Source organism: Actinomycetaceae bacterium MB13-C1-2, from assembly GCA_035621235.1.
Taxonomy (GTDB): Bacteria; Actinomycetota; Actinomycetes; order Actinomycetales; family Actinomycetaceae; genus Scrofimicrobium.
Genome location: CP141731.1, coordinates 1186156 through 1211968 on the forward strand (window position 1 = coordinate 1186156; position 25813 = coordinate 1211968).

Annotated in this window: 19 protein-coding genes and 1 tRNA gene; 11 read left to right on the forward strand and 9 right to left on the reverse strand. The window is 58.3% G+C overall.

The genetic code is table 11. From position 1 onward, the window contains the following. Nucleotides 1-528 precede the first annotated feature (528 nt). Both U6G28_05270 and U6G28_05275 read left to right on the forward strand, forming a co-directional pair. Nucleotides 529-657, forward strand: coding sequence for a hypothetical protein (locus U6G28_05270; protein ID WRS31094.1), 129 nt, complete (start codon nt 529-531; stop codon nt 655-657). 36 nt (nt 658-693) lie between these two features. Continuing rightward, on the forward strand, nt 694-1176 hold the full coding sequence (locus U6G28_05275; GenBank protein ID WRS31095.1) for an excalibur calcium-binding domain-containing protein: 483 nt from the start codon (nt 694-696) through the stop codon (nt 1174-1176). A 141-nt stretch (nt 1177-1317) separates the two neighbouring features. Here the strand turns inward: U6G28_05275 and U6G28_05280 are convergent. The 3 genes from U6G28_05280 to U6G28_05290 form a co-directional block, all read right to left on the reverse strand. Beyond that, nucleotides 1318-1390 (reverse strand) — tRNA-Thr (locus U6G28_05280). Between the two features lie 199 nt (nt 1391-1589). After that, nucleotides 1590-2411: a hypothetical protein gene (locus tag U6G28_05285; GenBank protein WRS31096.1), complete on the reverse strand. Its 822-nt coding sequence runs from the start codon at nt 2409-2411 to the stop codon at nt 1590-1592. Nucleotides 2412-2516: 105 nt separating this feature from the next. Next, entirely contained in the window at nt 2517-4346 is a 1830-nt protein-coding gene (locus U6G28_05290; protein WRS31097.1) for a serine/threonine-protein kinase, read from the reverse strand. 153 nt (nt 4347-4499) lie between these two features. Here U6G28_05290 and ugpC point away from each other — a divergent pair, with 153 nt between their 5' ends. Further along, nucleotides 4500-5621, forward strand: a complete 1122-nt coding sequence (ugpC, locus tag U6G28_05295; protein ID WRS31098.1) for a sn-glycerol-3-phosphate ABC transporter ATP-binding protein UgpC — start codon at nt 4500-4502, stop codon at nt 5619-5621. A 96-nt stretch (nt 5622-5717) separates the two neighbouring features. Beyond that, a complete protein-coding gene (locus U6G28_05300) occupies nt 5718-7052 on the forward strand; it encodes a DUF4032 domain-containing protein (protein ID WRS31099.1) in 1335 nt (444 codons plus the stop codon). Nucleotides 7053-7186: 134 nt separating this feature from the next. On the opposite strand, the gene U6G28_05305 is transcribed toward U6G28_05300, so the two are convergent. Continuing rightward, nucleotides 7187-7867, reverse strand: coding sequence for a uracil-DNA glycosylase (locus U6G28_05305; protein ID WRS31100.1), 681 nt, complete (start codon nt 7865-7867; stop codon nt 7187-7189). Nucleotides 7868-7932: 65 nt separating this feature from the next. Here U6G28_05305 and U6G28_05310 point away from each other — a divergent pair, with 65 nt between their 5' ends. Next, nucleotides 7933-8559, forward strand: a complete 627-nt coding sequence (locus tag U6G28_05310) for a LytR C-terminal domain-containing protein (protein ID WRS31101.1) — start codon at nt 7933-7935, stop codon at nt 8557-8559. 219 nt (nt 8560-8778) lie between these two features. Then, nucleotides 8779-10401, forward strand: a complete 1623-nt coding sequence (gene groL / locus U6G28_05315; GenBank protein WRS31102.1) for a chaperonin GroEL — start codon at nt 8779-8781, stop codon at nt 10399-10401. Between the two features lie 500 nt (nt 10402-10901). Here the strand turns inward: groL and U6G28_05320 are convergent, their stop codons facing one another. From U6G28_05320 to U6G28_05335, 4 genes are all read right to left on the reverse strand, one after another. After that, nucleotides 10902-11192: a WXG100 family type VII secretion target gene (locus U6G28_05320; GenBank protein WRS31103.1), complete on the reverse strand. Its 291-nt coding sequence runs from the start codon at nt 11190-11192 to the stop codon at nt 10902-10904. 329 nt (nt 11193-11521) lie between these two features. Further along, nucleotides 11522-12547 carry a hypothetical protein gene (locus U6G28_05325; GenBank protein ID WRS31104.1) on the reverse strand — a complete coding sequence of 342 codons (1026 nt, stop codon included), beginning with the start codon at nt 12545-12547 and terminating at the stop codon, nt 11522-11524. A gap of 217 nt (nt 12548-12764) precedes the next feature. Next, nucleotides 12765-14252: a HAMP domain-containing sensor histidine kinase gene (locus tag U6G28_05330; GenBank protein ID WRS31105.1), complete on the reverse strand. Its 1488-nt coding sequence runs from the start codon at nt 14250-14252 to the stop codon at nt 12765-12767. A 4-nt stretch (nt 14253-14256) separates the two neighbouring features. Then, on the reverse strand, nt 14257-14964 hold the full coding sequence (locus U6G28_05335; GenBank protein ID WRS31106.1) for a response regulator transcription factor: 708 nt from the start codon (nt 14962-14964) through the stop codon (nt 14257-14259). A gap of 104 nt (nt 14965-15068) precedes the next feature. Between U6G28_05335 and U6G28_05340 the strand changes: the two genes are divergently transcribed. From U6G28_05340 to lysS, 3 genes are all read left to right on the forward strand, one after another. Beyond that, nucleotides 15069-15605 carry a PH domain-containing protein gene (locus U6G28_05340; GenBank protein WRS31107.1) on the forward strand — a complete coding sequence of 179 codons (537 nt, stop codon included), beginning with the start codon at nt 15069-15071 and terminating at the stop codon, nt 15603-15605. A 5-nt stretch (nt 15606-15610) separates the two neighbouring features. Then, nucleotides 15611-17314, forward strand: a complete 1704-nt coding sequence (locus U6G28_05345) for a PH domain-containing protein (protein ID WRS31108.1) — start codon at nt 15611-15613, stop codon at nt 17312-17314. A 338-nt stretch (nt 17315-17652) separates the two neighbouring features. Continuing rightward, on the forward strand, nt 17653-19218 hold the full coding sequence (gene lysS, locus U6G28_05350; protein WRS31109.1) for a lysine--tRNA ligase: 1566 nt from the start codon (nt 17653-17655) through the stop codon (nt 19216-19218). Here lysS and U6G28_05355 read toward each other — a convergent pair. Continuing rightward, complete coding sequence (locus U6G28_05355) at nt 19215-19883, reverse strand: ATP-binding protein (protein ID WRS31110.1); 669 nt, start codon at nt 19881-19883, stop codon at nt 19215-19217. The genes lysS and U6G28_05355 overlap by 4 nt on opposite strands. Before the next feature lie 476 nt (nt 19884-20359). Between U6G28_05355 and U6G28_05360 the strand changes: the two genes are divergently transcribed. After that, nucleotides 20360-22780 (forward strand): helix-turn-helix transcriptional regulator, encoded by a 2421-nt coding sequence (locus U6G28_05360; GenBank protein ID WRS31111.1) that lies wholly within the window; start codon nt 20360-20362, stop codon nt 22778-22780. Between the two features lie 320 nt (nt 22781-23100). Further along, a complete protein-coding gene (locus U6G28_05365) occupies nt 23101-25527 on the forward strand; it encodes a LuxR C-terminal-related transcriptional regulator (protein ID WRS31112.1) in 2427 nt (808 codons plus the stop codon). The last annotated feature ends 286 nt before the right edge of the window (nt 25528-25813 follow it).

Below are 25813 nucleotides of genomic sequence, written 5' to 3' on the forward strand. Positions count from 1 at the left end.
GGTGAGTGGGCGGTGACGGCGTGGATACGACCCACCTAGACTTGATTTCCCTCCAGACCGAGAACTTCTGGGAGTGGGAGCTGTTGCCTACAACGTTGCGAGACTTTGGCAGCTTGTGAGCTGGAGGGAATCTGCTCGATATCCCGATGCGGCTAGTGAGAGATCCTGATGGAGACAGTGAGAGCTTATCGGCGCGTGCTGGCGCGCGGGCGCTACGCGGCGTGAAAATGTTTCGCATGGCTAGACGATTGGCTAGAATCAGCCTGTGCGGGACTACTGGAACCTTGGAGCCGCTTATCGGACTCGAACCGATGACCTGCTGGTACCAAACCGGACGCCACACACTTCCCTGTTGTGTTTCACCCTGTCTCGCTGCGCAGATGGCCGCCGGTTCCGTGTCTTGGTCGTGTCTCATCGGGTCGCAGTCGTTGCGTTTGAATGTGGGGAAAGTAGGGGGAAGTAGGCTCATTTATCCACAGGTTGCCCCTCGACCCTCCCGCGACCGTGTCGCTTGCGGCATGCTGGGGCATGGATAGGGACCAAGTGATCGTGGACGTGTTGTTTGCGGACCTCGTGCTCGCGCAGGACGAGGCCGCGATCGGCATGGAGTCGCTGCGGAAGAAAGCTCTAGAGGTTCTCAAATTGAAATCCGCATAGCGCCGCCACATACTGAGATATGTCAAAGGGGGCGCAATGAAGCGTAAACTCATTCTTTCTGTAATTCCTCTATTCCTGATCTCGTCGTTGGTCGCGGGGTGCACGGACGAAGACGAGTTGGTTGAGCCAGCCACGCAGCAGAGCAGTACGATCCACCGGTTCGCTGATAGTGACGTCGCGGAAGAAGAGGCTCAGTCCGCTGCGGAGGCTGCTAAACGAGAAGCAGAAGCGGAAGCTCAGAAGAAGGCTGAGGAAGAAGCCGCCAGAGCTTCAGCGGAAGCAGAAGCAGCGCGTGTGGCTGCGGAAGAAGAGGCAGCTCGCGTAGCTGCTGAGCAGGAGGCAGCAAGGGTTGCAGCGGAAGCAGAAGCAGTCAGAGTTGCAGAGCAGCAGGCGACCGAAAACGTCTACTACAAGAACTGCAGTGCTGCTCGAGCCGCTGGTGCCGCTCCCGTTTATGCGGGCAGCCCGGGCTACGGAACGCACCTGGACCGGGACGGCGACGGCATCGGGTGTGAGTAACCCTCCCACAGATGACCGACAGTCACAAGAGCAGCCTTGGGTGCCCTGTGGACAGAGGTGTCGAAATGAAAGTGGGGGCTATTTTGGGCACAAAAAGGCTCTGACCCAGAACCGGAGTCCCAGGTCAGAGCCTGTTTGCGGAGCCGCTTATCGGACTCGAACCGATGACCTGCTGTTTACAAGACAGCTGCTCTACCAACTGAGCTAAAGCGGCGCGGGAACAATCATCCCTAATAAGGCACGGTCCCGTCAAAACGACCCGTTGGACTGCGGCGGGGTGGACCTTCCCTGACTGTCACCGTCCGAACCGGGTGTATCTGCCAGAGTGGCGTCGGCGCGACGGAAAAGCCCTGATGAGCTTCGGACGTACGGGCCACTCTGGCAGATGTTCCTAAGCCAAGGCCTAGCAGAGGCTAGCTCTCCGAAATCTCCTTGATCTGACTCAGGATCGACTGGTAAATATCCGCCCCAGTCTCGCCCGCAGGAGTCAGACGGACCTTGTTGTAAACCATCTCAGGCGAGGTAAGGCTTGTTCGCCCCTCCGCCGTGCTGGCCCTCCACGCAGTCGAACTTGCATCGAGGTACGCCTGTGCAGCGTCCGTGTCGAAACTATCGATGACTGCTTGTGGAACCCCGACCTGCGCGGCGATCTCCGCCACCTTCGTCTTTGAGTTCTCAAGGTTGTTCAGAACGGTTGTGTCCTGGTCAACCATCGACTTATACGAGAAGTCGACCAGCGCCTGGTGCAATGCCTCGAAGTTCGTCGGGTCGTTGGCTGCAACCTGGACCGCGGCCGCGGTCGCCGCCAGGTTGAAGGGTGCATTGTGCGTCATTACGGTCCGCAGGGACAGCGTCAGATCACCAGCACTCGTTGCTGCGAACAGGTCAGGACCAACGGCGGAATCAAGCGCAACGCAGCCACCGCAGGTGTAGTCAAAATAGAACTCAAGTTGGCCGTCAACTTGCTCAGTCGTTCCAGCGCGAACGCCCTCGGCACTCACGACGATTGGTTCACCGTTTCGGAACTGTTCTGGCAAGCCTTCGGCGTTGTCCCCCGCGCCGGGTCGATTCACGATAATCATGACGATCGCTACAACGATCGCGACTACGAGCAGGGAAACAACCCCGATGATTATGTTGCGTGTACGGATCTCCGACTTGCGCTGTGCCTCGCGCATTTCCTGCGCTTTCTTGCGGACGTCGGTGGACTGGGCCTGAGTCTTCTTCTTAGCCATTAGCTTCCTATCAGTCGCTGCTTATCAGCAAAGGGCGCCTGTACTCGCTCCACTTTACCGTCGAGGTGCCAGTTCTTGAACGGGGCAATCATCACGCTTTCGCGGCTACCTTGGGCCACCGACGACCGCGACGCTCATCAACACTAGGACGAGGGCAAGCATCCCCAATCCCCAGATTCCCCTTGCGATGCGACCCGGCGCAGCGAATGTGAACCAGCGAGAAAGACCCATCCTTGCCCACTGCGACCAGGGCACTGCCCACGCTACGATCACGCCGAGCCAGGTTGCCACGCCAAGCACAAGCAGATCCGGTCTTTGCGATTCGAGGGCGCCGGAGGCCCATCGCCAGAAGCTGAGTCCGTCTACCGGCGTTCTGGCCGCAGCCTGAACAATCACCTCTCCAACCGATCCGCTCAGCAGGAAAGCGAGGACTCCGGCGGCTACTCCCGGAACCAACGTTGCGACGGACAGTAGTAAGTACCAGGGGGAGGCGGCTGCCGCGACTGTCGGGTCCGAGGGGCGCGGTCCTCCATGCGTTTCCCGTCGCTGCGCAATCCCCTCCTCGACCCGTCCTGCCATCGCACCGACGAGAAGCAGCACGAGGGGAAGCGCCAGCCATCCAGACCCTGCTAACGCGCCCACCCAGGCAAACAGGCCCAGTAACAAAGCAGAGAGCAGAGGTGCAGACTTTGGGCGTGGATGGCGGTACTGCATGTTCTGAAGCCACGAGAACTCGGCCCCTGAGAGTCCTGGATCTGCGGCGCCCTCGTACGAGGACTGCGGGATCGAGTCCTGGAAGGAGGGCTGACCCCGGTACGAAGGCTGTGTCTGGGGCCCTGAGGTCGGGAATTGGTCCGCTTGAGCCGGTCGGGTCCCAGGAGTTTGCCAGGGGAGGGAAGCGCGGTCGGGAGATGTTGGGCTGACCTGGGCCACCGGCGTGCTGGTAGTTCGCCAGTGTGCTGGGATGGAGACCGGGAGTGTCAGGTCTGGAACTTGAGTGGGCTGCGAACCGAGCACTTGAGTTTCGCCGAAAGGCTCGCCTCCGCCGGTGAGGAGCGTAGTCTGGCTTCCCTCATCCCAAGGGTTGCTATCCAGTTCGGCAATGAGCTCCTCCGGGGTAGGCCGGTTCCCACTGTCGGGTCCCAAAGCGCGCGCGAATATGGCGCCGAGGCGCAGGGGGAGCCCTTCGACGTCAACCTCGCCCGTAAAGACGCGGTGCAGAACCGCTTCGGTGTTTCCTGAGCCAAATGGATGTCGTCCCGTCGCAGCAAAACAGAGCACGGCGGCCCAGCCAAACCAATCCCCGCGTTTCCAGTTCTCGGCGTCAGGGTCCGACGCGCGTAGCAGCTCCGGTGAGACGTAGCCCGGCGTTCCCTGTAGTCCGCCAGTGGTGGTTAGTCGGGCGTCTCCCTCGCCCTGCGCGATCCCGAAGTCAATGAGCACCGGACCGTCGTCGCTGAGGATAATGTTCGAGGGCTTTAGGTCGCGATGAGCGATTCCCGCCGAGTGAATGCGGTCGATAATTCCCGCCAGATTGGCGGCCAGGGCCGCGAGTTCTTCGGCGTCGAATGGGTCGCCCTTACCCTGGTTCTCAGTGCCCTCACCCTTCACCGACGCTTCAAGGGTCGGCCCTTCGATCAGTTCCGTGACAACGAAAGGGCTGAAGGCATCGATCTCAATGTCGAGCACGCGAGCGACTCCGTCCCCTTTGACGCTGTTCACTAGGCGGGTTTCGCGCAGTAGCCTTCGCCTGGCTGCATCTGTGTGGGCGAGGGAGGGGTGAAGTAGTTTCAGTGCCACCGTGGCACCCCCCTCATCCGTTGCCCGCCACACGGTTCCAGACCCTCCTGAGCCAATTGGTTCAATCAGGTGATAACCGCCAACCCATCCACCCGATGAACTCGGGGGCGGTGGAGTGGAGGTTTCAGGTCTCATTCCATAAGTCTAGGGTTCCATTGACTCTGAGCCGTGTTAGGCTTCCCAAGGGTTCAGAGAAGAACAGGCTGGGCCTGGGCGGCAGCGGTGTCGTTCAAAATCAATCTCTACAACGGATCGTCCGGCACGTACCTGCCGGTGGAGGAAAATAAAATGGCAAGTGTAACTTTTGACAACGCTACCCGAATCTACCCGGGTTCGGATCACCCGGCTGTTGACAAGCTAAACCTGGAAGTTGGGGACGGAGAGTTCCTGGTTCTGGTTGGTCCTTCCGGTTGTGGTAAATCCACCTCGCTTCGTATGCTTGCAGGCCTTGAAGATGTTAACTCGGGTCGCATTCTTATCGGTGACCGCGACGTCACCAACGTTCAGCCAAAGAACCGCGATATTGCGATGGTTTTCCAGAACTACGCGCTGTACCCGCACATGACCGTGCGTGACAACATGGGCTTCGCCCTGAAGATTGCTGGTCGTCCGAAGGCGGAGATCAACGAGCGCGTCCTTGAGGCGGCCAAGATTCTTGACCTTGAGCCCTACCTTGATCGCAAGCCTAAGGCTCTGTCTGGTGGGCAGAGGCAGCGTGTCGCGATGGGTCGAGCCATCGTTCGTAAGCCACAGGTATTCCTCATGGATGAGCCGCTGTCGAACCTGGACGCGAAGCTCCGCGTTCAGACCCGTACGCAAATTGCCTCGCTACAGCGTTCACTCGGTGTAACCACCGTCTACGTCACTCACGACCAGACTGAGGCTCTGACCATGGGTGATCGTATTGCTGTCATGAAAGACGGTATTCTGCAGCAGGTCGGTACCCCGCGTGATATGTACGAAGAGCCAGCTAACAAGTTTGTCGCGGGCTTCATCGGATCGCCGGCCATGAACCTGGCGACCTTCACCGTTGACGGAGACGCTGCGGTTCTTGCGGGCGCTAAGGTTCCGCTGAGCCGCGCCACTCTTGATGCGCTCACCCCTGAGGATGACGGCAAGATTGTAATCGGCTTCCGTCCAGAGGGTCTGAAGCGTGCTGCTGAGGATGCCAAGTACACCATCCCGATTGGGGTAGACCTGGTTGAGGAACTCGGCTCTGACGCCTACGTCTACGGACACCTGCTAGGTGTCGACGACAAGGATGCTGTTGCTGGTGTGCCTTCGCAGCAGTTTGTCGTGCGTGTCGCTCCGAACAGCGCCCCGTCGGCCGGCTCCGTTATGCATGTTGAGATTATCGAGGGCCAGGAGCACGTCTTCTCCGAGGCAACCGGTGAGCGTCTTCCCTCCTAAGTTCTCGGGAGTTATCAGGCCTGGCCTGTGATGTGGTTGGGTGGTACCTACGGGTGCCACCCAACACTCGTATTTGAGCTCTTTTGAGGAGAAACTGTGTCGCAGTCGCTACAAATTACTGCCGTTGGCGTTGATCCAGCGCTCCTCGACCTGCCATGGGAAGTACCGCTGGAAGAGTGGCCGGAGGACATCCTGGCCGCGTTGCCCCGAGGCATCTCAAGGCATGTGGTGCGCTTCGTCAATTTGGCGGGTCGAGTTATCGCCGTAAAAGAGATCGGTGAGACTGTGGCTTACCGGGAATATGAACTGCTCCGGGACCTTGCAAGGATTGATGCACCGTCGGTCCATCCCACCGCTGTGATCACGGGACGCCACGATGCTCATGGCGAGGAGTTGAATGCGGTCCTTGTCACCGAACATCTTCAGTTCTCGCTACCTTATCGCGCGCTGTTTAGTCGTCATGTGACCCCCGAAACTGTCAATCGGCTACTTGATGCTCTCGCAGTTCTTTTGGTTCGATTGCACCTGTTGGGCTTCTACTGGGGTGACGTGTCGCTCTCGAACACCCTGTTCCGCCGTGACGCGGGAGCGTTCTCCGCCTACTTGGTTGATGCGGAGACAGGAGACATGCAGACGAAGCTCACCGATGGGCAGCGAGAATATGATCTAGATTTGGCGCGAACCAACATCATCGGCGAGCTCATGGACTTGCAGGCGGGCGAGTTTCTGGATGAGGACGAGGATGTCATTCATATCGGTGATCGACTGGTTCGCCGATATAACGAGTTGTGGAACGAACTGACGGGTCCGGAGCGCATTGGCGCAGACGAACGCTGGAAAGTTCAAGAGAGAATTGATCGGCTCGCCGAACTCGGTTTTAGCGTTGGTGAACTCAGCATCACCTCCGAACCTGAGGGCGATCGGATGGTTATTCAACCCAAGGTCGTCGATGCTGGACACTATCATCGCCAGCTGATGCGGCTAACTGGCATAGATGCGCAAGAGTTACAGGCCCGCAGAATGCTTGAGGATCTAGAGACATATCGGGCGGTAAACGACCTCGGTCACCTCAGCCGTGAGCAGGTGGCGCACCGCTGGATGAACGATGTGTTTGAACCGGTGATGCAGTCCATTCCACCAGAACTGAGTTCCAAGCTTGAGGCGGCGCAGGTATTCCACGAACTTTTGGAGCATCGTTGGTATCTTTCGCAGAACCAAAACCGGGATGTGCCGATGCCCGAGGTTATCCAGTCCTACTTGAAGAGCGTTCTTCCCGCGAAGAGGGACGAGGCAGTGCTGATCTCTGGACCCGGTGATGAGGTCCTGTCTGGGTACGCCGATTTGATCGACGAGTCAGACGAACCGGGTGAATTCGATGAGTTGGATGAGTTCAGCGAACCGAATGGCCAGGAACTCGATCACTCGATCTGAGTCAAAGTCGCGAACATTGGCCTGCCAGATAGGTGCCATGTTGTGCGGGTTGGGTCGGGTGACTCCGAGATTGCCGCAGCCGCAGTCCAGACCCTTCAGTCACGCTGTGCGAGTTGGGTTGCGTGACTCTGACGTCACAGGCACCAGTTGACTGGCGCGCTTCCCTGCGCTTCCAGAAGTTGGTTTGCTCTTGAGAATGGACGCGACCCAAAGAAGCCCCGATAGGCCGACAACGGCGACGGGTGAGGAGACTCAATGACCGGGGTCGAACCGAGCAGAGGTTTTAGCCCCGCTGCGTCACGGCCCCAAAGAATCGCGACAAGGGGCTCGTCCCTGGCGACAAGGGCATCAATCGCCTGCTGGGTCACTTGTTCCCAACCGCGTCCGCGGTGCGAAGCCGGAGCGCCGGGTGAGACGGTGAGAACCCTGTTTAGTAGGCAGACTCCCTGCTCGGCCCAGCCGGTGAGATCACCGTTGGGCGGAGGCGGACAGCCGAGGTCTTCCCCCAGCTCCTGATAGATGTTGCGCAGCGACGCCGGAAGATCGACGCCGGGGGCAACCGAGAATGATAGGCCGACGGCATGACCTGGAGTTGGGTACGGATCCTGCCCGACAATCAGTACCTTGACCTGGTCAAACGGGTAACTGAAGGCTCTTAGGATATTTCGGGCCGCAGGAAGGAATCTTTTTCCTGCGGCGTTTTCCTCGCGGAGCATCTGTCCCATCTTTCGGATCTGAGGTTCGACGGGTTCCAGGGCACGCGCCCAGCCTGGATCGATGACTTCTGAAAGTGGGGGCAACGTTGCAGTAGGCATGCTCTAAGCGTACTAACCGCCGTGGGATAATCGGTCCTTTGGTCTCTACGCGGTAGGCTGTCCACGTGAGTGCTCAATACCCTTACGACGAGTTCGACGATTTGCCCGACGATGCCCCGGTTGGGGTCCACCGCAAGCAGCAGTCGCCGTGGCAGACTGTCTTGCCGTTCTTGCTGGTCCTCATTATCGTTCCCCTACTGGCATGGGGGGCGACCGAACTGATCAAGGGACGCGGAACCGATATTGAGGTTCCACCCGTCGCCGGGCAGTCCGAGCAAGAACAATCGAGTCAATCCACAAATCCGATTGCGCCGCTACCGGAGGATGGCCCAACAGGCGCCCCGGATAATCCAGCCGAGGCCGAAGAGGCGGAGGAAGAAAAGCCTGCTGAGGAGAAACCGGCCGAAGTCGCGGCCAATATGGAAGCCTCCATCGCAGTTCTCAACGCTTCGGGTGTAGAGGGGTTCGCCGCTCAAAATCAGGTGCGGCTGGCTGAGGCCGGGTTTACCAATGCTTGGGCTGACAACGCCGCTGACGCTGGCTGGACTCAGAGCGCCGTCTACTTCAGGGATGCGAGTTTGCAACCAACCGCTGCCAAAGTCGCAGAGGTCCTAGGAATTCCGACGGTCCTGGAGGATGCCGCGGTAACAGGAGAGCTCGATATTGTCGTTATTCTCGCGACAGCCGGTTAGCCTGGTCGCTTCTGGGCGGAGTGTGGCGCGGGTGTGATCTTTCCTCGTCTTGCACTCGAACATCGAGAGTGCCAAACTTGGTGTTAGCACTCGACCCGGTCGAGTGAAAGAAACCCGGTTCATTGGTGAGAGTCGGAGCGCTGGAAAGCCCTGCGCGTAAGATTCGTCCGTCGCGGGCACCGTGAGCCCTGACCGCAAGAAGCGGAAGGAATAGATCAAATGGCAAAGATCATTGCATATGACGAGGAAGCTCGTCGTGGCATGGAGCGCGGCCTGAACCAGTTGGCTGACACGGTGAAGGTCACCCTGGGTCCGCGCGGTCGTAACGTAGTTATCGACAAGAAGTGGGGCGCACCCACAATCACGAAGGATGGCGTCTCCGTCGCTAAGGAGATTGACCTAGAGGATCCTTACGAGCGCATCGGTGCAGAACTGGTCAAGGAAGTTGCCAAGAAGACTGATGACGTTGCTGGCGACGGCACCACTACGGCAACCGTTCTGGCGCAGGCGCTGGTTAACGAGGGTCTTCGTAACGTTGCCGCGGGCGCAAACCCGCTGGCGATCAAGCGAGGCATCGAGGCTGCGGTTGACGCGATTGTTGCCGAGCTTCACGCATCTTCGACCCCCATCGAGACCGCTGACCAGATCGCTGCGACAGCTTCGATTTCCGCGAATGATGAGGAAATCGGAAAGCTTATCTCAGAGGCATTTGAGAAGGTTGGCGCCGAGGGCGTTGTGACCGTCGAGGAGACTAACTCCTTCGACACCACACTCGAGACCACCGAGGGTATGCGCTTTGACAAGGGTTACCTGTCCGCATACTTCGTGACTGACACCGAGCGTCAGGAAGCGGTTCTTGAGGACCCCTACATCCTGCTGGTTGAGGGTAAGATCTCCTCGATCAAGGATCTGCTGCCGCTGCTTGAGAAGGTTATGAACACAAGCAAGCCGCTGCTGATCATCGCTGAGGATGTCGAGGGTGAGGCCCTGGCAACCCTGGTCGTCAACAAGATTCGTGGCATCTTCAAGTCCGTCGCTGTCAAGGCTCCTGGCTTTGGTGACCGTCGCAAGGCGATGCTGCAGGATATCGCGATCCTGACCGGTGCTCAGGTTATTTCTGAGACCGTTGGCCTTTCTCTTGAGACCGCTGATCTCGACTCCCTTGGCAGCGCCCGTAAGGTCGTTGTTACCAAGGATGAGACCACCATCGTTGACGGTGCTGGCGACAAGGAATCCCTTGACGCACGCATCAAGCAGATCCGTGCTGAGATCGAGAACTCGGATTCTGACTACGACAAAGAGAAGCTGAACGAGCGCCTGGCGAAACTGGCCGGTGGCGTCGCGATCATCAAGTCCGGTGCTGCAACTGAGGTTGAACTGAAGGAGCGCAAGCACCGTATTGAGGACGCGATTCGTAACGCTCGCGCCGCGTCTGAAGAGGGCATCGTCGCCGGTGGTGGCGTTGCTCTTATTGAGGCTGCTGCCCGCGCACTGCCCAAGGTAAAGCTTGAGGGTGACGAGGCAACCGGCGTTGCGATCGTCAAGGTGGCCGTTGCTGAGCCGCTTCGTCAGATTGCGCGGAACGCTGGTCTTGAGGGTGGCGTGGTTGTCGAGCGCGTCTCGAACCTGCCTGACGGTGAGGGCCTCAACGTCGCAACCGGCGAGTACGGCAAGCTGCTTGAGCAGGGCGTTGCCGACCCGGTCAAGGTAACCCGTTCCGCGCTGCAGAACGCTGCCTCGATTGCGTCGATGTTCCTGACTACCGAAGCCGTTATCGCTGATAAGCCTGAGCCTCCGGCTCCGGCAATGCCAGGTGGCGACGACATGGGTGGCATGTACTAGGCCGATACCTAGCCCAAGAGACAAAAGGGACAATTGGTCCCAAGCAAAGGGTGGGTGCCCGACCGGTTTATCCGGGGGTCCCCACCCTTTGTCTTGCTCGCTAACCCCTGCATGTTGTCACAATGCAGGAGTTAGCGTTCGGTTGCTGTTGCCCAGGCTGGCTGCGATCGTGCGGGTTTCACTTGCAATGCAGTAGTTAGCGTTCGGTTGTCATGGCCCAGGCTGGCTGCGATCGTGTGGGTCTCGCTGAAATGCAGGAGTTTAGGGCTTGGTTGCCACAATCCGGGGTCTCGACGCCCAAACCGTCGTTGAGACCCCGGATTCTGGCCGCCCGTCCGACGCCACTCAAGAAATTTGGGTCTGATAAACAGTTTTCGGCTGGATTCTCCGTCGGGCAGATTCTTGTCTGGCTACAAACCGTATGAGGAGGGGTCCGGTGGGCTATTCCGTGAGTATTGATTCGCTCTGCATTCCGAGGGTCGTTGTCACGTTCCGGGCGACTATCCCGTGAACATTGCCGTATTTGCTCCCTCGGCCTCCGCGTACGAGGAGGACGCCTGCGTTAGTGCGCTCGATATCGCGGTAAGGGAGTCCTCCACCTGTAGCTGCGTTGTGTGCCACCTGGAGATTAGCTCCTGAAAGGAGTTTGAAGCCGTCCCAACCCAGCTTCCTTCGAGAGCTTGAAGCTGTGTCATCATCCCCGCCACTGATCCTCGAATAGCCTCCGCGCTCTGCACTACGTTCCCTGAAGCTATGGCCAGTTGTTCCGAATCCACCTGGTATACGGTCATTGTCTTTCCTCCAATTTGGTTCTGTTCCGGCGTTTACGTATTGCAACTATGAAGCTTTTCCAGAGGGGAACGGTGCCTGTGGGACACCGTCTGTGGATCGAATCCAACGCGAGATAGTGTCAGCTTTTGACTGTCGGGATCGGGAGTCAGACGTGCTCTGGCGGATCAACGTTGTCCTTCCGTGTCGAACGACGGACTAAGTAGCTCCGTTAATGTGGCCGCGCCAACGCGGCGCTCAACGCTGGTGGTCGTGGATCGAAGAGTGGTCTGGTTCCGATGGGTGGTAGATCGAGCGGAGGGTGTCGGGTAAGCGGTAGTTACTGCGGCGCCTAGTCCTTGTGGTGGCGGATCGAGTCGAAGATGTCGGGGAGAAGCTCCAGCGTCGAGGTGCTCGCCAGATCGTCTTCGCGATCTGGCTGGTTCTGCTGGTCATCCTCTTCCTCGTAGTTCACCGCGTCTTGGCGACCTGGCCTGTCCGGTCGGTCGCCCTCCTCCTCGCGGTCCACTCCGTCTTTTCCCGGGTCTGCGGATTCCAGACTGCTCTCGCTTGCGCCCGCTAGCTCTTCTTCTGTCGGCACGACCCTGGCCGGTGACCGAAGGGAATGGCGGATTACGACGGTGTCCGACTGTTCCTCGTCCGCGGGTAGCGGTTCGCTGTCGTCATCGTCGCTGGAAAGTCGCGCCTCGATTGAGTTGAGCTCCGCCTCAAGGTTCTCCCTGGCGACTGTGTCCCACCGTCTTCCGACCGGAGAGAAGAACACATGCTGACGTGCGAGAAGGCGCTTTATAGCGCGGCGACGTCGCCGAAGGAAGTCCTCTGAGTCCATAAACGGCACCTCGCCGCGCAGACCCTCCAGAAGCTTGCGGTACAGCTGCGGCGGTGAGGCCAAAATCGCCAAGTCCGCATCAATGATGATCTTTGCATCTAGGTCGTCCGGCTTTGGCGAGTGACGACCGAGCTGTTTCGCTAGGTCCTTGACCCGCTCAACGGTTTGTCGTGGTACGCCCAGTCCTAGTAGGTCGTCGGCTTTACATATCTGAGGAATCGAACTAGGTGAGTCATCCATGCCGGCATCTTCCCAGCCGACCTCATGCTCCGCTCCGCGATATGCGAACGCAACTCGCAGAATCTCAGGATCGGTTGCGGCAGCATCAAGGCTATCCAACTGCTCTAGTACAGAGCTTAGGTATCGAGCGTTATGGAAAGAGCGGCCGGACATGTTCCACGCGCTTATGAGGCGGTCAATCGCCGCCCGACGTGACTTGACATCGGCGGTCGCTCCGATCGCCACCAACGCCGAGTCGAGTGCGCTATAGATCCACTCTGGGACCACCGCCACGCCTGACATATTCATGATCAATCATCGCCTTTTTAGCCCGCACGATGGGAAGCGCAGGCCGCAACGCTCTATCGTATTCTGGTTCGTCTCATTGGTCATCCCTGGATGGTTGGTATCCGGGTGATTTCTTACGCTAAATCTCGGGTTTCGTCTGTTCGGGACTAAAATCGGTTGGCGCGCCCCGGCGATTGGGGTCAGGCCGTATGGGTCAGTATTCAGCTGAGCGCCTACGCTAAATCCCAGGTTCTGCCTGTTCGGGGCCGGAAATTGGTAGCACCACCCGGACTGTCAGGCCGTGTGGGTCAGTTTCCCACAGCGACACTTCACCCCCGTGCGCCTCAACGATCGAGTCCACGATAGATAGGCCAAGGCCGGAACCACCGAGCTCTCTTGATCGTGATTTACCCGTGCGATAGAAGCGCTCGAAGACTCTGCCTCTGTCCTCTTGCGGGATTCCGGGCCCGTGGTCGCGGAACTCGACCAGTGCGCGACCTGGGGTAGTTCCAAGTGCGATTTCGACGGGTGAACCGGGGGGAGTATAACGATTGATGTTCCCTGCGAGATTTAGGAATACCTGGGTTATCTGACCCGAATCGGCTTGAACAACCAGGGAAGAGGGGATGCGTTGTCCGTGCGATGCCACCAGGCGGATAGTGCGTTTTGGGTCCATGGCGTGAAGGTCTGACTTGACCTGCTTCGTCATCTCAACCAGATCGAGGGCTTCTAGCCGTAGCGCAGGCTTCTCATCCAGTCGCGCCAGTGTCAACAGGTCCTCGACCAGGGTTCCCATTCGGGTGCTCTCGGCTTGGATTCGTGTCATGACGTCGGCAATCTCGTCGTCACTAACCCCGCCCATTTGGTAGAGCTCTGCGTATCCGCGAATCGCAGCGAGTGGGGTACGAAGTTCGTGGGAGGCGTCCGAAACGAATCGCCGAGTCTTTTGTTCCGAGACCTCACTTGCAGCGAATGAACGTTCGATCTGCACCAGCATCGAGTTGAGGGAAGCGGAGAGTGATCCGACCTCCGTTGAAAGCGGTGCGTTTGGTATACGTTTCGAGAGATCACCGGCAGCAATGGCCCCGGCCACGGTCTCGATATCGCTTAGTGGTTGTAGCGATCTGCGGACCAGATAGTGCCCGACTATCCAGGCCGTTCCGACCAGCACGGCGCTGGCAAGTAAGAACGAAAACGCTGTCGTCGCCAGAGTCTCGGTTACACCGACCAGGGGAAGGGCGAGGGTAATCACTCCCGCGATGTTTCCACTCATATCGAAGGGGATACTGATCGCACGCCAGGTCGCTCCTGGAACCGACGAACTCACGGTTACCGGATGTGTCGCCGCTCCCAGCAGATGAACCTGCTCCAGGTATTCCGTTGACACGTCTATGGTGGGTCGGCCGGCTCTCGCCTCGGTGATCTGGCTCAGAACCTCCCCTCCGCCGCCAAGATACCCAATCGAGTCGATCCGAATGTAGTAGTCGGTTGGGAAAACACTCTGTCCGGAAGGGCGTTCATAGTCGCTCAACTGATTTGCTAGCTGCTCGGCGCTGCTCTCCAACTGCCGATCAATCTGGTCAACTAGGTGTCGTTGCAGAATCCCAATCATTAGGGTTCCAGCGATTAGCAGCGCCGCGGACAGGATTATGACCAGAATCAGGACCATCCGCTTTGAAAGCGGTAATCGACCAAACTGTTCCCGAAGGCTGCTAAGGATGTGCATACCACTACGAGTTCTCGCGCATGATGTATCCGACGCCCCTGCGGGTGTGGATCAACTCTGGAAGGTCCGGTTTCACGGCGAGCTTCTTGCGAACGTAAGAGATGTATGACTCGACAATGGCAGCGTCCCCGCCCCAGTCGTATTGCCAGACGTAGTCAAGAATCTGCATCTTTGAGACAACGCGACCGTAGTTGATTGCCAGGTACCGAAGCAGGCGGAACTCTGTGGGTGATAGATCGACCGGAATGCCGGCGCGGTGAACCTCGTGCGCATTCTCATCGATCTCCACGTCGGCCACACGAAGAATTCCCGCCTCTTCGGGTTCGCCAATGGTCCGTCGAAGAATCGCGTGAATACGGGCCACGACCTCTTCCAGACCGAACGGCTTTGTCACGTAGTCGTCCCCGCCGGCATTTAGTCCCTCGACCTTGTCGCGTGTGTCATCGCGCGCGGTGAGGAACAGTACGGGGGTCTGGACCCCTGAGGCGCGTAGCTTTTCGGTGATCTCAAAACCCGAGATGTCCGGGAGCATCACATCGAGCACAATGAGGTCTGGGGCGTCCCGTTGAACCAAATCCAAAGCTGTTGCTCCGTCTCCAGCGGTGGTTACGGAGAATCCGGCAAACCGGAGTGAGGACGCCAGGAGATCGCGGATGTTTGGTTCGTCGTCCACCACAAGCAGCTTCCAGGGAAGCTCATGATCGTTCTTCATAGATTGATTATCCGCCAATTTCCTATGAGCGACCTAGGAGGCGCCGTCCACCAAGAAGTTCTGGCGCCGTGTTTGTGCGACGATTGCATGGTGCGGTTCACGTCATGAACCAACTAACGGAGGGTATTGTGACCGATTCGATGTCAGCGGCAGGTACTGCGATTGATCCTCTGGCGCCCGAGGGCGTGCAGTTCAAACCAGTCTCACCAAATCTGGCAAAAGTCCGGCTTGTTGGTGCCGCGATATCGCTGCTGGTTCCAGCGGTGGTCGTCGCGGTTCTGGCAATCATCCTCACGGCCTATCTTTGGATCGCAGTCGCCCTACTTCTTGGCGTTTTTCTTTGGCTTCTTTGGCTTATTCCGCGGCAGGTGCGGGCAATAGGATATGCGACGACCCAATCTGACCTGCTAGTTCGTCGCGGCATAATGTTCCGGCGTCTAGACGTCGTTCCCTTCGGCCGGATTCAGTTCGTTGATGTGCACGAGGGGCCGGTAGCGCGGGCTCTTGGTATCGCCTCCTGTACGCTTCACACGGCCTCCGCTTCGACAGACGCCTCAATCGACGGTCTTCCTGCCGCCGAAGCCAATCGACTTCGCGAGCAACTTGTCACCGCCGGCACCGCCAGTCTTTCAGGTCTCTAGACATCATGAGTGAGCAGACTGATCCGACGCTGACAGGTGCGTCGAAGACCGCCAAGGTCCGTGCGGTAGATGAAGGCGTCGACCCATCACAGTGGCGCCGGGTTCACAAGATAACGCCCGTCCTCAATACCTGGCAGGCATTCGTTGTCATCCTGGCGATTTTGGTGTTCCAGAACGTCGATCTGTTCCGTGATCTCGCGACGGGCGAGTACGGTTTCTCTGTCAGTCCCGGCATGATCCTTTTGGCGGTTCTTGGCGGCATCGTGGTTATCCTGCTACTGATCATCGGCTACTCGTTCTTTGCTTGGCGAGCCATGTCGTACGCTGTGACCGATCAGGCAGTGTGGATGAGGACGGGTATCCTCTTCCGCCAACAAAAGCATGTGCGTCTGGAACGGATCCAGGCGGTTGACCTGGTCTATCCGCTGTTGGGACGCATTTTCGGCCTCGGGAAACTGACAGTGGAATCCGCTGGCGGCGCCGGGGGCAAGCTTGAGATAGGTTTTCTCGCCACCGCACAGCTTGATGAACTGCGTGCCGAGATCATGGCTAGAGCCGCCGGTGTCTATACAGACAGTCGGGACCCGGTCATAGAGACCGCGTCGGACGCGCTCGCGGAGGCTCCTTCTCAGGTTCGCCCGAGCGGACCGGTCGAGGCGCCGGAGTCTCAGCTCTACGCGATTCCCACCGGGCGGCTCTTCGGATCGATTTTGGTATCCGGTGCGTTCGTCACGTCCATCGTGATCCTAGTTCTGGTCGTCGCCGCGCTCGTGATTGGCGCAATCTTTGGTGGGAGCGCGGCACTTTTTGCTGCGCTACCAACTGTGCTTCCGGTTCTCTTCATCGCGGTAGCGATTATCTGGGGAAGATTCGCGGGTGAGTTCAATTTCCGTGCCGCTGTTTCCCCAGACGGAATCCGTATCCGCCGAGGGCTATTGGAAACCCGTTCCGAGACGATACCACCGCGCAGGGTCCACGCTGTGCGGATCTCGCAGCCCTTCCTATGGCGTAAGTTCGGCTGGTATCGCGTCAACATCTCTCAAGCTTCAAGCCAGACAAGCAATGACGGGACCAACCAGAACGCATCGTCGGTTCTGCTCCCAGTGGGAGATAAGCGGGAGGCGCTGTTGGCTCTCTGGCTGGTGATTCCAGATTTGGGAGTCGAGGACGCAGAAGCGTTTTTCGACGAGGCAATGCATGCGAATGGTCCTAGCCCACACTTCGTGGGTGTTCCGCGCTCAGCCAGACTATTTGACCCGCTCACCTACAAACGTAAGGGAGTTGCCCTCACCCCTACGACAATGGTGGTCCGCGGCAGGCGGATTCAGCATGTCGCCTCGTTCGTCACGTACGAGAGAATCCAGTCCCAGGTCGCATCTCAGGGTCCCTGGGAACGAGCAAGGGGGCTTGCTAACGTGCAGGCTGCCACCGTTCCCGGCGACGTTCGCGTATTCATTGACCACTTGGCGAGTCAGGACGCCGCTTCAGTTCGTCAGATAATCACCCAGCGAAGTGAGATCAGTCGTGGGGCAGAGCCACCGGAACGTTGGTTCTCCCGGGTCTCATCCGTCGATCTATCGGCGGGGGATGCGGGGGATGATCCGCGGCGCGATGGGTCGCAGACGCACTCACAAGCATCGCCGGAACCGGACGACGAACGGTATAAGCCGGAGCCGCGCAACACTGAATCATCGCCTGGCCAGGCATAGTATCGCGCGTCGCAAATTCGTTTCCGAGATCGTGTGCAAAGTCGGGGCACCGCAACGAAGGCGAGGGAAGGCTTGCCTGGGACAAGTCCAGCGAGTGCGCTGCCGTCAGACGTCGACGCAGTGACCGAGATTTTGCAGTGCGACTCTCTGGGGTGTGTCTCCTAAATCTCTGCTAGCTGTGGTGACCGGGAAATCCGCGCTTGCTACGTTGTCATCGTCGTTTTTGCCACCAGTAGAGCCTCCTCTTCCGCCTTGCAACCACGAATTTCCGGGCATCCTCGCCCGAGCACATATTTAGGAGACACACCCTAAATGCGGACTTGGGTAGGATTGCCTGCGTGAGTAGATCAGAGACAACCCCGTCAGCTACGGAGGCTACCGCTTCCGCCTCGTCCGAACTTCCCGAGCAGGTCCGGGTTCGCAGCGAGAAGCGCAACCGCCTACTTGAGTCGGGACGGGACCCCTATCCGGCTGAACTTCCCGTAACTAGCACCATCGCTGCTGTCCGTGAGGCGCACGATGGACTGGAGCCGGGAGAAGAAACCGACGACGTTGTGGGTTTGGTCGGCCGCGTTATGCTTTCGCGCAACACTGGAAAACTCTGCTTTGTCACCCTTCAGGATGGTGAGGGACTCACGCTACAGGCAATGCTGTCGGCAGCAGAGGTTGGGGCGGACTCACTTGCCGACTACAAGACAGACGTCGACCTTGGTGACATTCTCTTTGTTCATGGACGGGTGATTTCCTCCCGCCGCGGGGAGCTATCGATTATGGCGACACCCGGAGAAGACACACCGTCCTGGGCCATGGCTGCTAAGGCTATCCGCCCTCTTCCGAAGGTCTTTCAGACGGAGGAGGGCGAGGGGGTCGAGCTGGCGGAGGATACCAGAGTCCGTCGGCGCTACCTGGACCTGATAATCCGTCCTGCCGCGCGCGACATGGTCCGCAAGCGTGCTGCCGTGGTTCGCTCGATTCGTGAGTACATGTATCAACGGGGCTTTATCGAGATTGAGACTCCGATGTTGCAGACCATTGCGGGCGGTGCCGCAGCGCGCCCCTTCAGGACTCATATGAACGCATTCGACACTGACCTCTTCCTACGGATCGCGCCCGAGCTCTACCTAAAACGTGCACTGGTTGGTGGCGTCGAAAAGGTCTTTGAGCTCAACCGCAACTTCCGAAATGAAGGGTCAGACTCCTCGCATAACCCCGAGTTCACGATGCTTGAGGCGTACGAGGCGATGGGCACGTATGACACCATGGCTGTCCTCACCAGAGAACTGGTCCAGGGCGCTGCCCGTAGCGCCTTTGGCAGTGAGATAGTGACACTGGCCGACGGGAGCGAATATGACTTCTCAGGGGAATGGGACCAGATCCAGTTGTACCCCGCCGCGTCGGAGGCGATCGGTCGGACCATAAGCCCGGAGACATCACGTGAGGATCTGGTCCGAATCGCCGAGGAAATGGGTGAAGATATTCCGGATCACTACGGCAAAGGAAAAATCGCCGAGGTCATCTTTGAGGAGGCGGTTGGTCAGCACCTTTACCGGCCGACGTTTGTGCGTGATTTTCCGCAGGATTCGTCACCGCTGACCAGGTCGCACCGGACCGAACCGGGACTCGTCGAGAAATGGGATCTGTATGTTAGGGGCTTTGAGCTCGCGACGGCGTACTCGGAATTGACTGACCCGGTGGTCCAGCGTCAACGCTTCGAAGAGCAGGCGTTGGCTGCGGCAAAGGGTGACCCTGAAGCGATGACACTCGACGAGGATTTCCTAGAAGCGATGGACTATGGGATGCCTCCTGCCGGAGGAATGGGCATGGGGGTCGATCGCCTGCTAATGGCGCTCACGGGTGAGGGGATCAGAGAGACGGTTTTGTTCCCGCTGGTGAAGCGCCTTTAGGAGTCCGAGCGGCCGACAAGACGCAGACGGTGACGCAAGAGGTTGATGCTGTCTTCCGCGTCATCGAGGGAACTCACGGGACGACAGCCCTTAGTTTTCCATTCGAGGATCTTCTTCGGCTCATTCCTGGCAAGCAGTGCCCCACGATATAGCAGAACCGGTACGGGTTTTCGCGCTTCGGCAAGATCACGGAGCAGACGATACCAGGCGTTCTTATACGGGGACCGAGCGATACACAGGGCATCTGCTAACAGACCCTCTTCGAGCAGCGGAGCAACTAGCTCCGACGCGAAAATGCCCTCCGCAATAAAGAGTTGACTCGCGCCAAGGGATACGGCTCGGGTGCCAGTTCGGCGGTTCGTGGGGATGTCGTAGATGGGGATATCCGCCTGTCCCGCGGTGCATAGCTGGTACATGGCTGCCATCGCTTCGTTTGCGTTCCACGATCTGGGGTCGTCCCAATCAATCACCCCCTGCCTGAGCATGGGCATATCCGGGTCGTCCTCGTCCCGATAGAAGTGATCGAGGGAGATCGATAGCAATCCGACGCGTGAGGCAAGAGACGTTTTGCCGGAACCAGAGGGACCCGTAAGGATAATGACCTGTGCCATCGGTTTGCGTAGACCCTCGGGAAGGTTGAAGAGGCCGGGCTGAGTCTCACTCACAAAAACCGTTCCTCCAGGTTCATCCGTAGGTCCACTTGCCTATTAGAGGAAAGTGTATCGACTGAACGGTTCGATGGTTCCCGCGTTTGAGAAAAAGGTCGACGGAAGAGCTATCGAGACGTTTTATCTGAGGTTTGCGAGTGCACTCCTATAACTGACCGATCGGTCTACTTAAGGGTCAAAAGGCCCATGGAATGTGATATTGCTGGGTGAAAAGCCGGGACCAACGCCCCATCGTTGCCCTGTAGCGATCATCCTTTTAGAAGAACAATCGGATGGTAAAACAAAACATTGGAACCGCTCTGGCCGTGACAGCCAGTTCCTGACTGCTGAAGGCTTCCATTCCAAAGACTTTGGTCCGCTACTCTGTCGGCGTTCGTTGTACCTGGCCCCACTCGCTTCCAGGGCGCGGGTCCCTTGGTACATCGGTCGTCACGTTATTCGTGTGGCGGGTTCTACGATTGGGGGAGATGCAGGTGGCGCAGCAGGATACCTGGAGAGCGATCACCAGACATGTGTTTCAATCTGGCGAGGTGCCGTTTCCTTCACTCGTTGTCATCTCCGGCACGCGACGGTGGGGCAAAACAACCTGGATGCGACAGTACAGTGAGTACCTTGAATCCGAAAAGAGGGTGCCCACGAGGTGGGTGCGTTACCGGTCTGAACTAGCCGAAGCTCTCAATCTGGCTGCGCTGAATGGTGAAGCTGTTTTTGCGGACGACCTCTTACTCAACTTCAATGACCCGTTGTGGGAGGTTGTGTACCGCTTTCTAGAGGAGCATCCAGAAAGCGTGTTTGTCTCCTCCGGCTTGGATCGGATCCCGCAAGACACAGCCGACAGATTCGAGGCATGGCAGGTTGACGAACGCCAACTGGCCTTCAGCCCGAAGGAACTCGATGAAGTGGGGCAGGCGAATAACTCGATACCGTCCCCACAGGAAGCCTCAGCGCTCCTTGAGCGTTTGCACGGACATCCGTACCTTGCTCGGCGCCTACTGCAACGCAAACGTGAGGCACCCTCACCGGAACTGTTGCCGAATCCAGACGAACCGACTGAAAGACTGGTCATCCAGTCGTTTGAAGCGTTTGGCCCCAAGAAGCAGGCCGAGAGTCTCTATTTGCGCCTTCTGCTAGAGGGTGCGGCCTTCAGGCGGTTTGATCTGACGATGTTAGAAGACCAGCGCTGGGCCTCCACCGCAGTGTTGGCAGAGCAGTTCGAAAGGCTGCAACAGTCCCCGGTGGGAAAGTACGAGCTTGACCCCGTTACGGGACGCGATACCTTCGAGTGGTCTGCGAAGGCTTGGTCATCGTTGCAAGAGGACTTTTCACATCGTGCCACGGCATCTGCCCGGATGGAGGCGTTTCGACGGACGGTACAGTCCGGGGCGACGACACTGGCCCTCTACTATCTATTGGAACTGGAGGCTTACGAGGAGGCCGACCACTACGTCGATGAAAGACTCCGACGTTTCTTGCTCCACACGCCCGATGTCGTGGTCGGTCAGTTGATTGCTCTCCCTCCCGCAGTGTTACAGGAGCATCCCAACTTGGCGCTGATCACCGGAGAGTGGTTGACTCGGCTGGGAGGTAGACCGGTCCGCGCGCGCCGAGCGTATCAGTTTGCTTTGAATAAGCTCAAGAGTCAGTCTGATCGGAACGTGCTGAAACGTTTTCGGATGCTCGGACGAAAGGCATTCTGTCGTGTGTCCCTCGGAGACCGGGAAGGCGCGAGCCGTCGACTTGATGATCTTCTCAGTCTGATTGGAACGGAAGACGACCCAGGTCCGTTGGTCACAGCAGCCCTGCGGCGGAAAGCGGTGGCCTCATGCTTAGCGGACGAACTCTATCTTCCCTTCTGGACAGCCACTCAGCTCGACCGGCACCGCGACGCCTTGCGATTATCCGAATTGATGGGGGCATGGCAGCAACCAGATTCGCCGACGTCGACGGCAACGGCCCTAACGGTTGTTACAGAACGGGTGTTCGCCGGAGTCGACTCCGGACACCTCAGTGGTGAACTGGCATATGCGGCCGACTCGGACCCGCTAACGCTGTTAGGCGAGGGACGAGGAGAAGAGGCACTGGCGGCGGTTCGCGGCCTCGAAGCTCCGAGGAAGAACTCTCCGTCCAGGTCGGCCGCCGAGGCGCTCGCTCTTACGGTCAGAGTGCTCCAGGATCCGACGGCGCTGAGTCTCAATCAGATCGACCGGATCGTCGAACGTAGCAGAGACTTCTGGTCGGATGGTCGCCCAAGTTCGTTTATTGCCCAGGCGGCGTCGCTCGGATATCTGGCGCTGCAGCGCCCGGATCTGTCGCAGACTCTGTTGGCTGAGCTTGACGACAGTGACGAGTTCGTGCGAATGGCGCTAGGAATTGAACGTTTGGTGTCGGGTCAGCCGTGCCAGACATTGGAACTGCTGGGTGCTGTTGGCAAAGAAGGGGAACTTCCTCGGGCGCGAGCAGTACTGGATGTTCTCATTGCCGCTGCGTATTTTGCTTCGGGCCAAGAGGAAGTCGCCTGCGGTCGCTTCAAATCAATCTGGATGGACACCGACGCAGAGCTAATAAGGTATGCGATGAGGTTTGTTCCCAGAGAACTATTCGCGCAATTCGTGACTTGCGAGGCCAGGTTTCAAAGTCAGTTTGGTGAACTACTACGACAGTGCGCTCAGGATCCGCATGTGCTGACTGGGTTACGGGCGCCGTGCCTCTCGAAAAGTGAAAGGGAGACGCTAGAGCTGCTGAGGCTCGGACGGACCTATGCGGAAGTGGCCGAGGCTCGTTTTGTGTCACTGAACACCGTTCGAACGCAGGTCAAGGCGATCTATCGAAAGCTCGGGGTTAGAGGTCGAGCAGAGGCCGTTGAGAGGGGCGAAATACTTGGATTACTGGGGTAGCTCGTTCCCGACAAAACGAATACCGACGCGCGTGTTCGTTGTAGGACCGGCACGCAACGAAATCAGCCCACGTTTCGGCGAGTATGGAACACGACTCGGCTCGGCTGATTCGGCCGCTCAGCAGGGTTTAGGATATTCTTTTAAGCGAATGGAGCACTATACAACACTTTGGCTAGGAATGTTGCTGGTTGCGTCCCTTGATTTTAGCGCTAACAGAGTCTCTGTGTTGAACGCGGATACGTCTAGCTCGTTGGCGCGCATTCCATCAACCGTACGTTTCACCTAACCACTACTGTCAGGCGATTGGAGGGACAGACCGCATGGAAAAGTCCGACGAGGGACCTTGGACCACCATTCAGCGTCACATGCTTGTGAGCGGGCAGGCTCCGTTAGCGCCGCTGGTTGTGGTGTCGGGAACTCACGGCTGGGGCAAGACAACCTGGATGAGACAGTACGAAGAATACGTCCGCGAGCACACGGGGTTGAAACCGCAGTGGGCGCTTAGCCGCGTGGAGTTGGAATCCGCCCTGTCGGTCCCGCCGGGCGGAAAACCTAGGGCAATCTTTGCGGACCTCCTCACCCCGACCGCGAACGATCCCCTTTGGGAACTCGTCTTCGAATTCGTCGAGAACAATCCACAGAGCATTGTTGTGACCTCTGGTGTCGATCGAATCTCGCCGGAGATGGTCGCCAGGTGTCGCGCGCGTGAGGTCTATGAGAAGACTTTGGCGTACTCCTTCGAAGAACTGAAGGAAGTGGTGGCGAAGAATGTGCCGGACCTGGACTCGCGAGAGTTTGTCGTCCTGCGAGAACGGTTGCGAGGTAATCCCTATCTGGTGCGCCGTCATCTGGAGCGGCTGCGTCAAGGCTCGTCCACGGAGCGGCGGATCGTTCCGGATTCACCGACGGAACGCCTGCTAATTAGACAGTACGAGGCTTGGGGTCCGCTGTATCAGCAAGAGAGCTGCTACCTTCGTTTGCTCATGAATGGTGCAGGATATCGGCGCTTTGACCTCTCGATGTTGCCTCCAGATGAGACCGTTTCGGAGGACATGTTGTCCGCGCAGTTCGAACGACTCGAGCTCTCCCCTCTGGGAACGTATGAGGTTGACCCGGAATCGGGGCGCGATACGTTCGAATGGTCGGTCCAGTCATGGCTCTCGTTTCAAACGGAGTTTCCCAAACGGGCAACTGAGTCGGCTCGCCTAGAGGCGTTCCGTCGCACGATGGACTCTGGGGCGTCCACGCTGGCCCTGTGGTACCTGTTGGACCTCGGCAAGTACGCAGAGGCGGAGGAATATGTTGATGCCAATCTTCGGTTGTTCCTGCTGGACACTCCCAAGGTTGTTGAAAACCAGTTGTTCGCTCTGCCGCACACGGTTCTAGAACATCACCCAAATCTGGCCATTTTGACGGGCGAGTTGCTCATGCGGGCGGGTCGAAGCAACGCGCTGGTGCGCCGGGCATTTAAAGCTGCTCTGGCGAGCCTGAAGCGTCGCGTTGATGCAGATGTAATAGAGCGATACCGCACTCTGGTTCGCAAGACTTTCTGCCGTGTCTCTCTGGGCGACAGGGAGGGAACAAATGAGCGGTTGGATGACCTTCTGGACCTGCTCGGCACCGAGGAGGATCCGGGCCCCGTTCTAGTTGCTGTACTTGACGACAACCCCTTGGCCAACTCGATTGCGGATGAACTGTACCTGCCGTTCTGGGCGTCGCTCCAATTGGACAGACACCGCGATGCCCTGCGAATTGTGGGCCTTATGCGAACCTGGACTAGACCGGACTCGCCCACGGCGGTTGCAAATGCGCTGACAGCTGTTTCCGAGGAGGTGTTTGCCGGGTATCCGGCCGCCTATCCCGATTCCGCGCCCCGTGGCATGGGGCACACCGATGCGCTGCAACTATTGGAAGAGGGACGCGGTGAAGAAGCGCTGGCTCTGGTTCGGGACATGGATGCTCAGCGCGGAAGCTCTCCGACACGATCCGGCACTGAGGCGTTGGTGCTGACTGTGAGGGCGCTCGAAGAGCCAGCGACTCTGACCTTGCAACAGATTGATGATGCAGTCCAAAGAAGCAGCGACTTTTGGACGGATGGACGACCAAGCACGTTCGTTGCGCAGGCAGCCTCACTTGCCTATCTGGCTCTGCATCGACCAGACCGGGCGCGGGCTGTTCTAGCGAGGTTCAAGGATGAGAAAGATTGGTTCCTTGCGACTGCCAGCGCGATCGAAGGATTGGTTTCGGGCGATCCCTCAGCTGACGTGATTACAAATCTAGACAACAGACCCAATGTTCCACGAGCAGAGGCCGTTGCCGAGGTACTTATAGCGGCGGCCTATGCTGCACAGGGCCAGGAACGGGCTTCTCGCCTCCGACTAAACGCTCTGTGGATGCGGCATCGAGAGTCCCTAATCCGCTACGCCCTACGGTTCGTGCCTGAAGAGGTCTTCGCCGTGATGTACGACTATCGCGATCAGCTCCCTGAGGGCTTGGCGCAGCTGCTGGAGCAAGCTTCGTACGATCCTCATGTTCTGGTGACTGCGCGGGTGCCTTCGCTATCCAAGAGCGAAATGGAGACGTTGGAACTACTTCGTGGGGCCTCGACATACGCGGAGGTAGCCGCAGCACGCTACGTCTCGATAAATACGGTTCGTGCTCAGGTAAAGGCCCTTTATCGAAAGCTCGAGGTGTCGAGCCGCGACGAAGCCATTATGAAGGCCGAGAGGCTGGGTCTGCTGAAGTAACCTGCAGGCCGGTCGAGTCAGGAACGTATGTGCACGGCCGACATATTGTCTAGAGCTGCCAACGCCCGGCCTGTTCTTTCTGGGGAGAAGCTGGTGTCGTAGCCTACCGGCCCGATTGGGCTGTCCGGATGTCGTGCCTGAACTGGTCGGAGGCATCGGATGATGCAGGTCAACGACGGGTTCCCTTTTGTATTGTGACTTGCGATACTTGGTGGTGAAGCGTGACGTTCTAAGCGAATAGGAGATGTGAACCGGCTCGGACTTAGCGCGACTGTTGATACCTATC

What these genes read in the sequence shown, in the direction of transcription:
- U6G28_05340 (WRS31107.1), top strand. Translation starts at nt 15,069, where the DNA reads ATGAACCAACTAACGGAGGGTATTGTGACCGATTCGATGTCAGCGGCA.
- U6G28_05285 (WRS31096.1), bottom strand. Translation starts at nt 2,411, where the DNA reads ATGGCTAAGAAGAAGACTCAGGCCCAGTCCACCGACGTCCGCAAGAAA.
- U6G28_05270 (WRS31094.1), top strand. Translation starts at nt 529, where the DNA reads ATGGATAGGGACCAAGTGATCGTGGACGTGTTGTTTGCGGACCTCGTG.
- U6G28_05325 (WRS31104.1), bottom strand. Translation starts at nt 12,547, where the DNA reads ATGAATATGTCAGGCGTGGCGGTGGTCCCAGAGTGGATCTATAGCGCA.
- U6G28_05345 (WRS31108.1), top strand. Translation starts at nt 15,611, where the DNA reads ATGAGTGAGCAGACTGATCCGACGCTGACAGGTGCGTCGAAGACCGCC.
- U6G28_05365 (WRS31112.1), top strand. Translation starts at nt 23,101, where the DNA reads ATGGAAAAGTCCGACGAGGGACCTTGGACCACCATTCAGCGTCACATG.
- groL (WRS31102.1), top strand. Translation starts at nt 8,779, where the DNA reads ATGGCAAAGATCATTGCATATGACGAGGAAGCTCGTCGTGGCATGGAG.
- ugpC (WRS31098.1), top strand. Translation starts at nt 4,500, where the DNA reads ATGGCAAGTGTAACTTTTGACAACGCTACCCGAATCTACCCGGGTTCG.
- U6G28_05330 (WRS31105.1), bottom strand. Translation starts at nt 14,252, where the DNA reads ATGCACATCCTTAGCAGCCTTCGGGAACAGTTTGGTCGATTACCGCTT.
- U6G28_05335 (WRS31106.1), bottom strand. Translation starts at nt 14,964, where the DNA reads ATGAAGAACGATCATGAGCTTCCCTGGAAGCTGCTTGTGGTGGACGAC.
- U6G28_05275 (WRS31095.1), top strand. Translation starts at nt 694, where the DNA reads ATGAAGCGTAAACTCATTCTTTCTGTAATTCCTCTATTCCTGATCTCG.
- U6G28_05290 (WRS31097.1), bottom strand. Translation starts at nt 4,346, where the DNA reads ATGAGACCTGAAACCTCCACTCCACCGCCCCCGAGTTCATCGGGTGGA.
- U6G28_05320 (WRS31103.1), bottom strand. Translation starts at nt 11,192, where the DNA reads ATGACCGTATACCAGGTGGATTCGGAACAACTGGCCATAGCTTCAGGG.
- U6G28_05305 (WRS31100.1), bottom strand. Translation starts at nt 7,867, where the DNA reads ATGCCTACTGCAACGTTGCCCCCACTTTCAGAAGTCATCGATCCAGGC.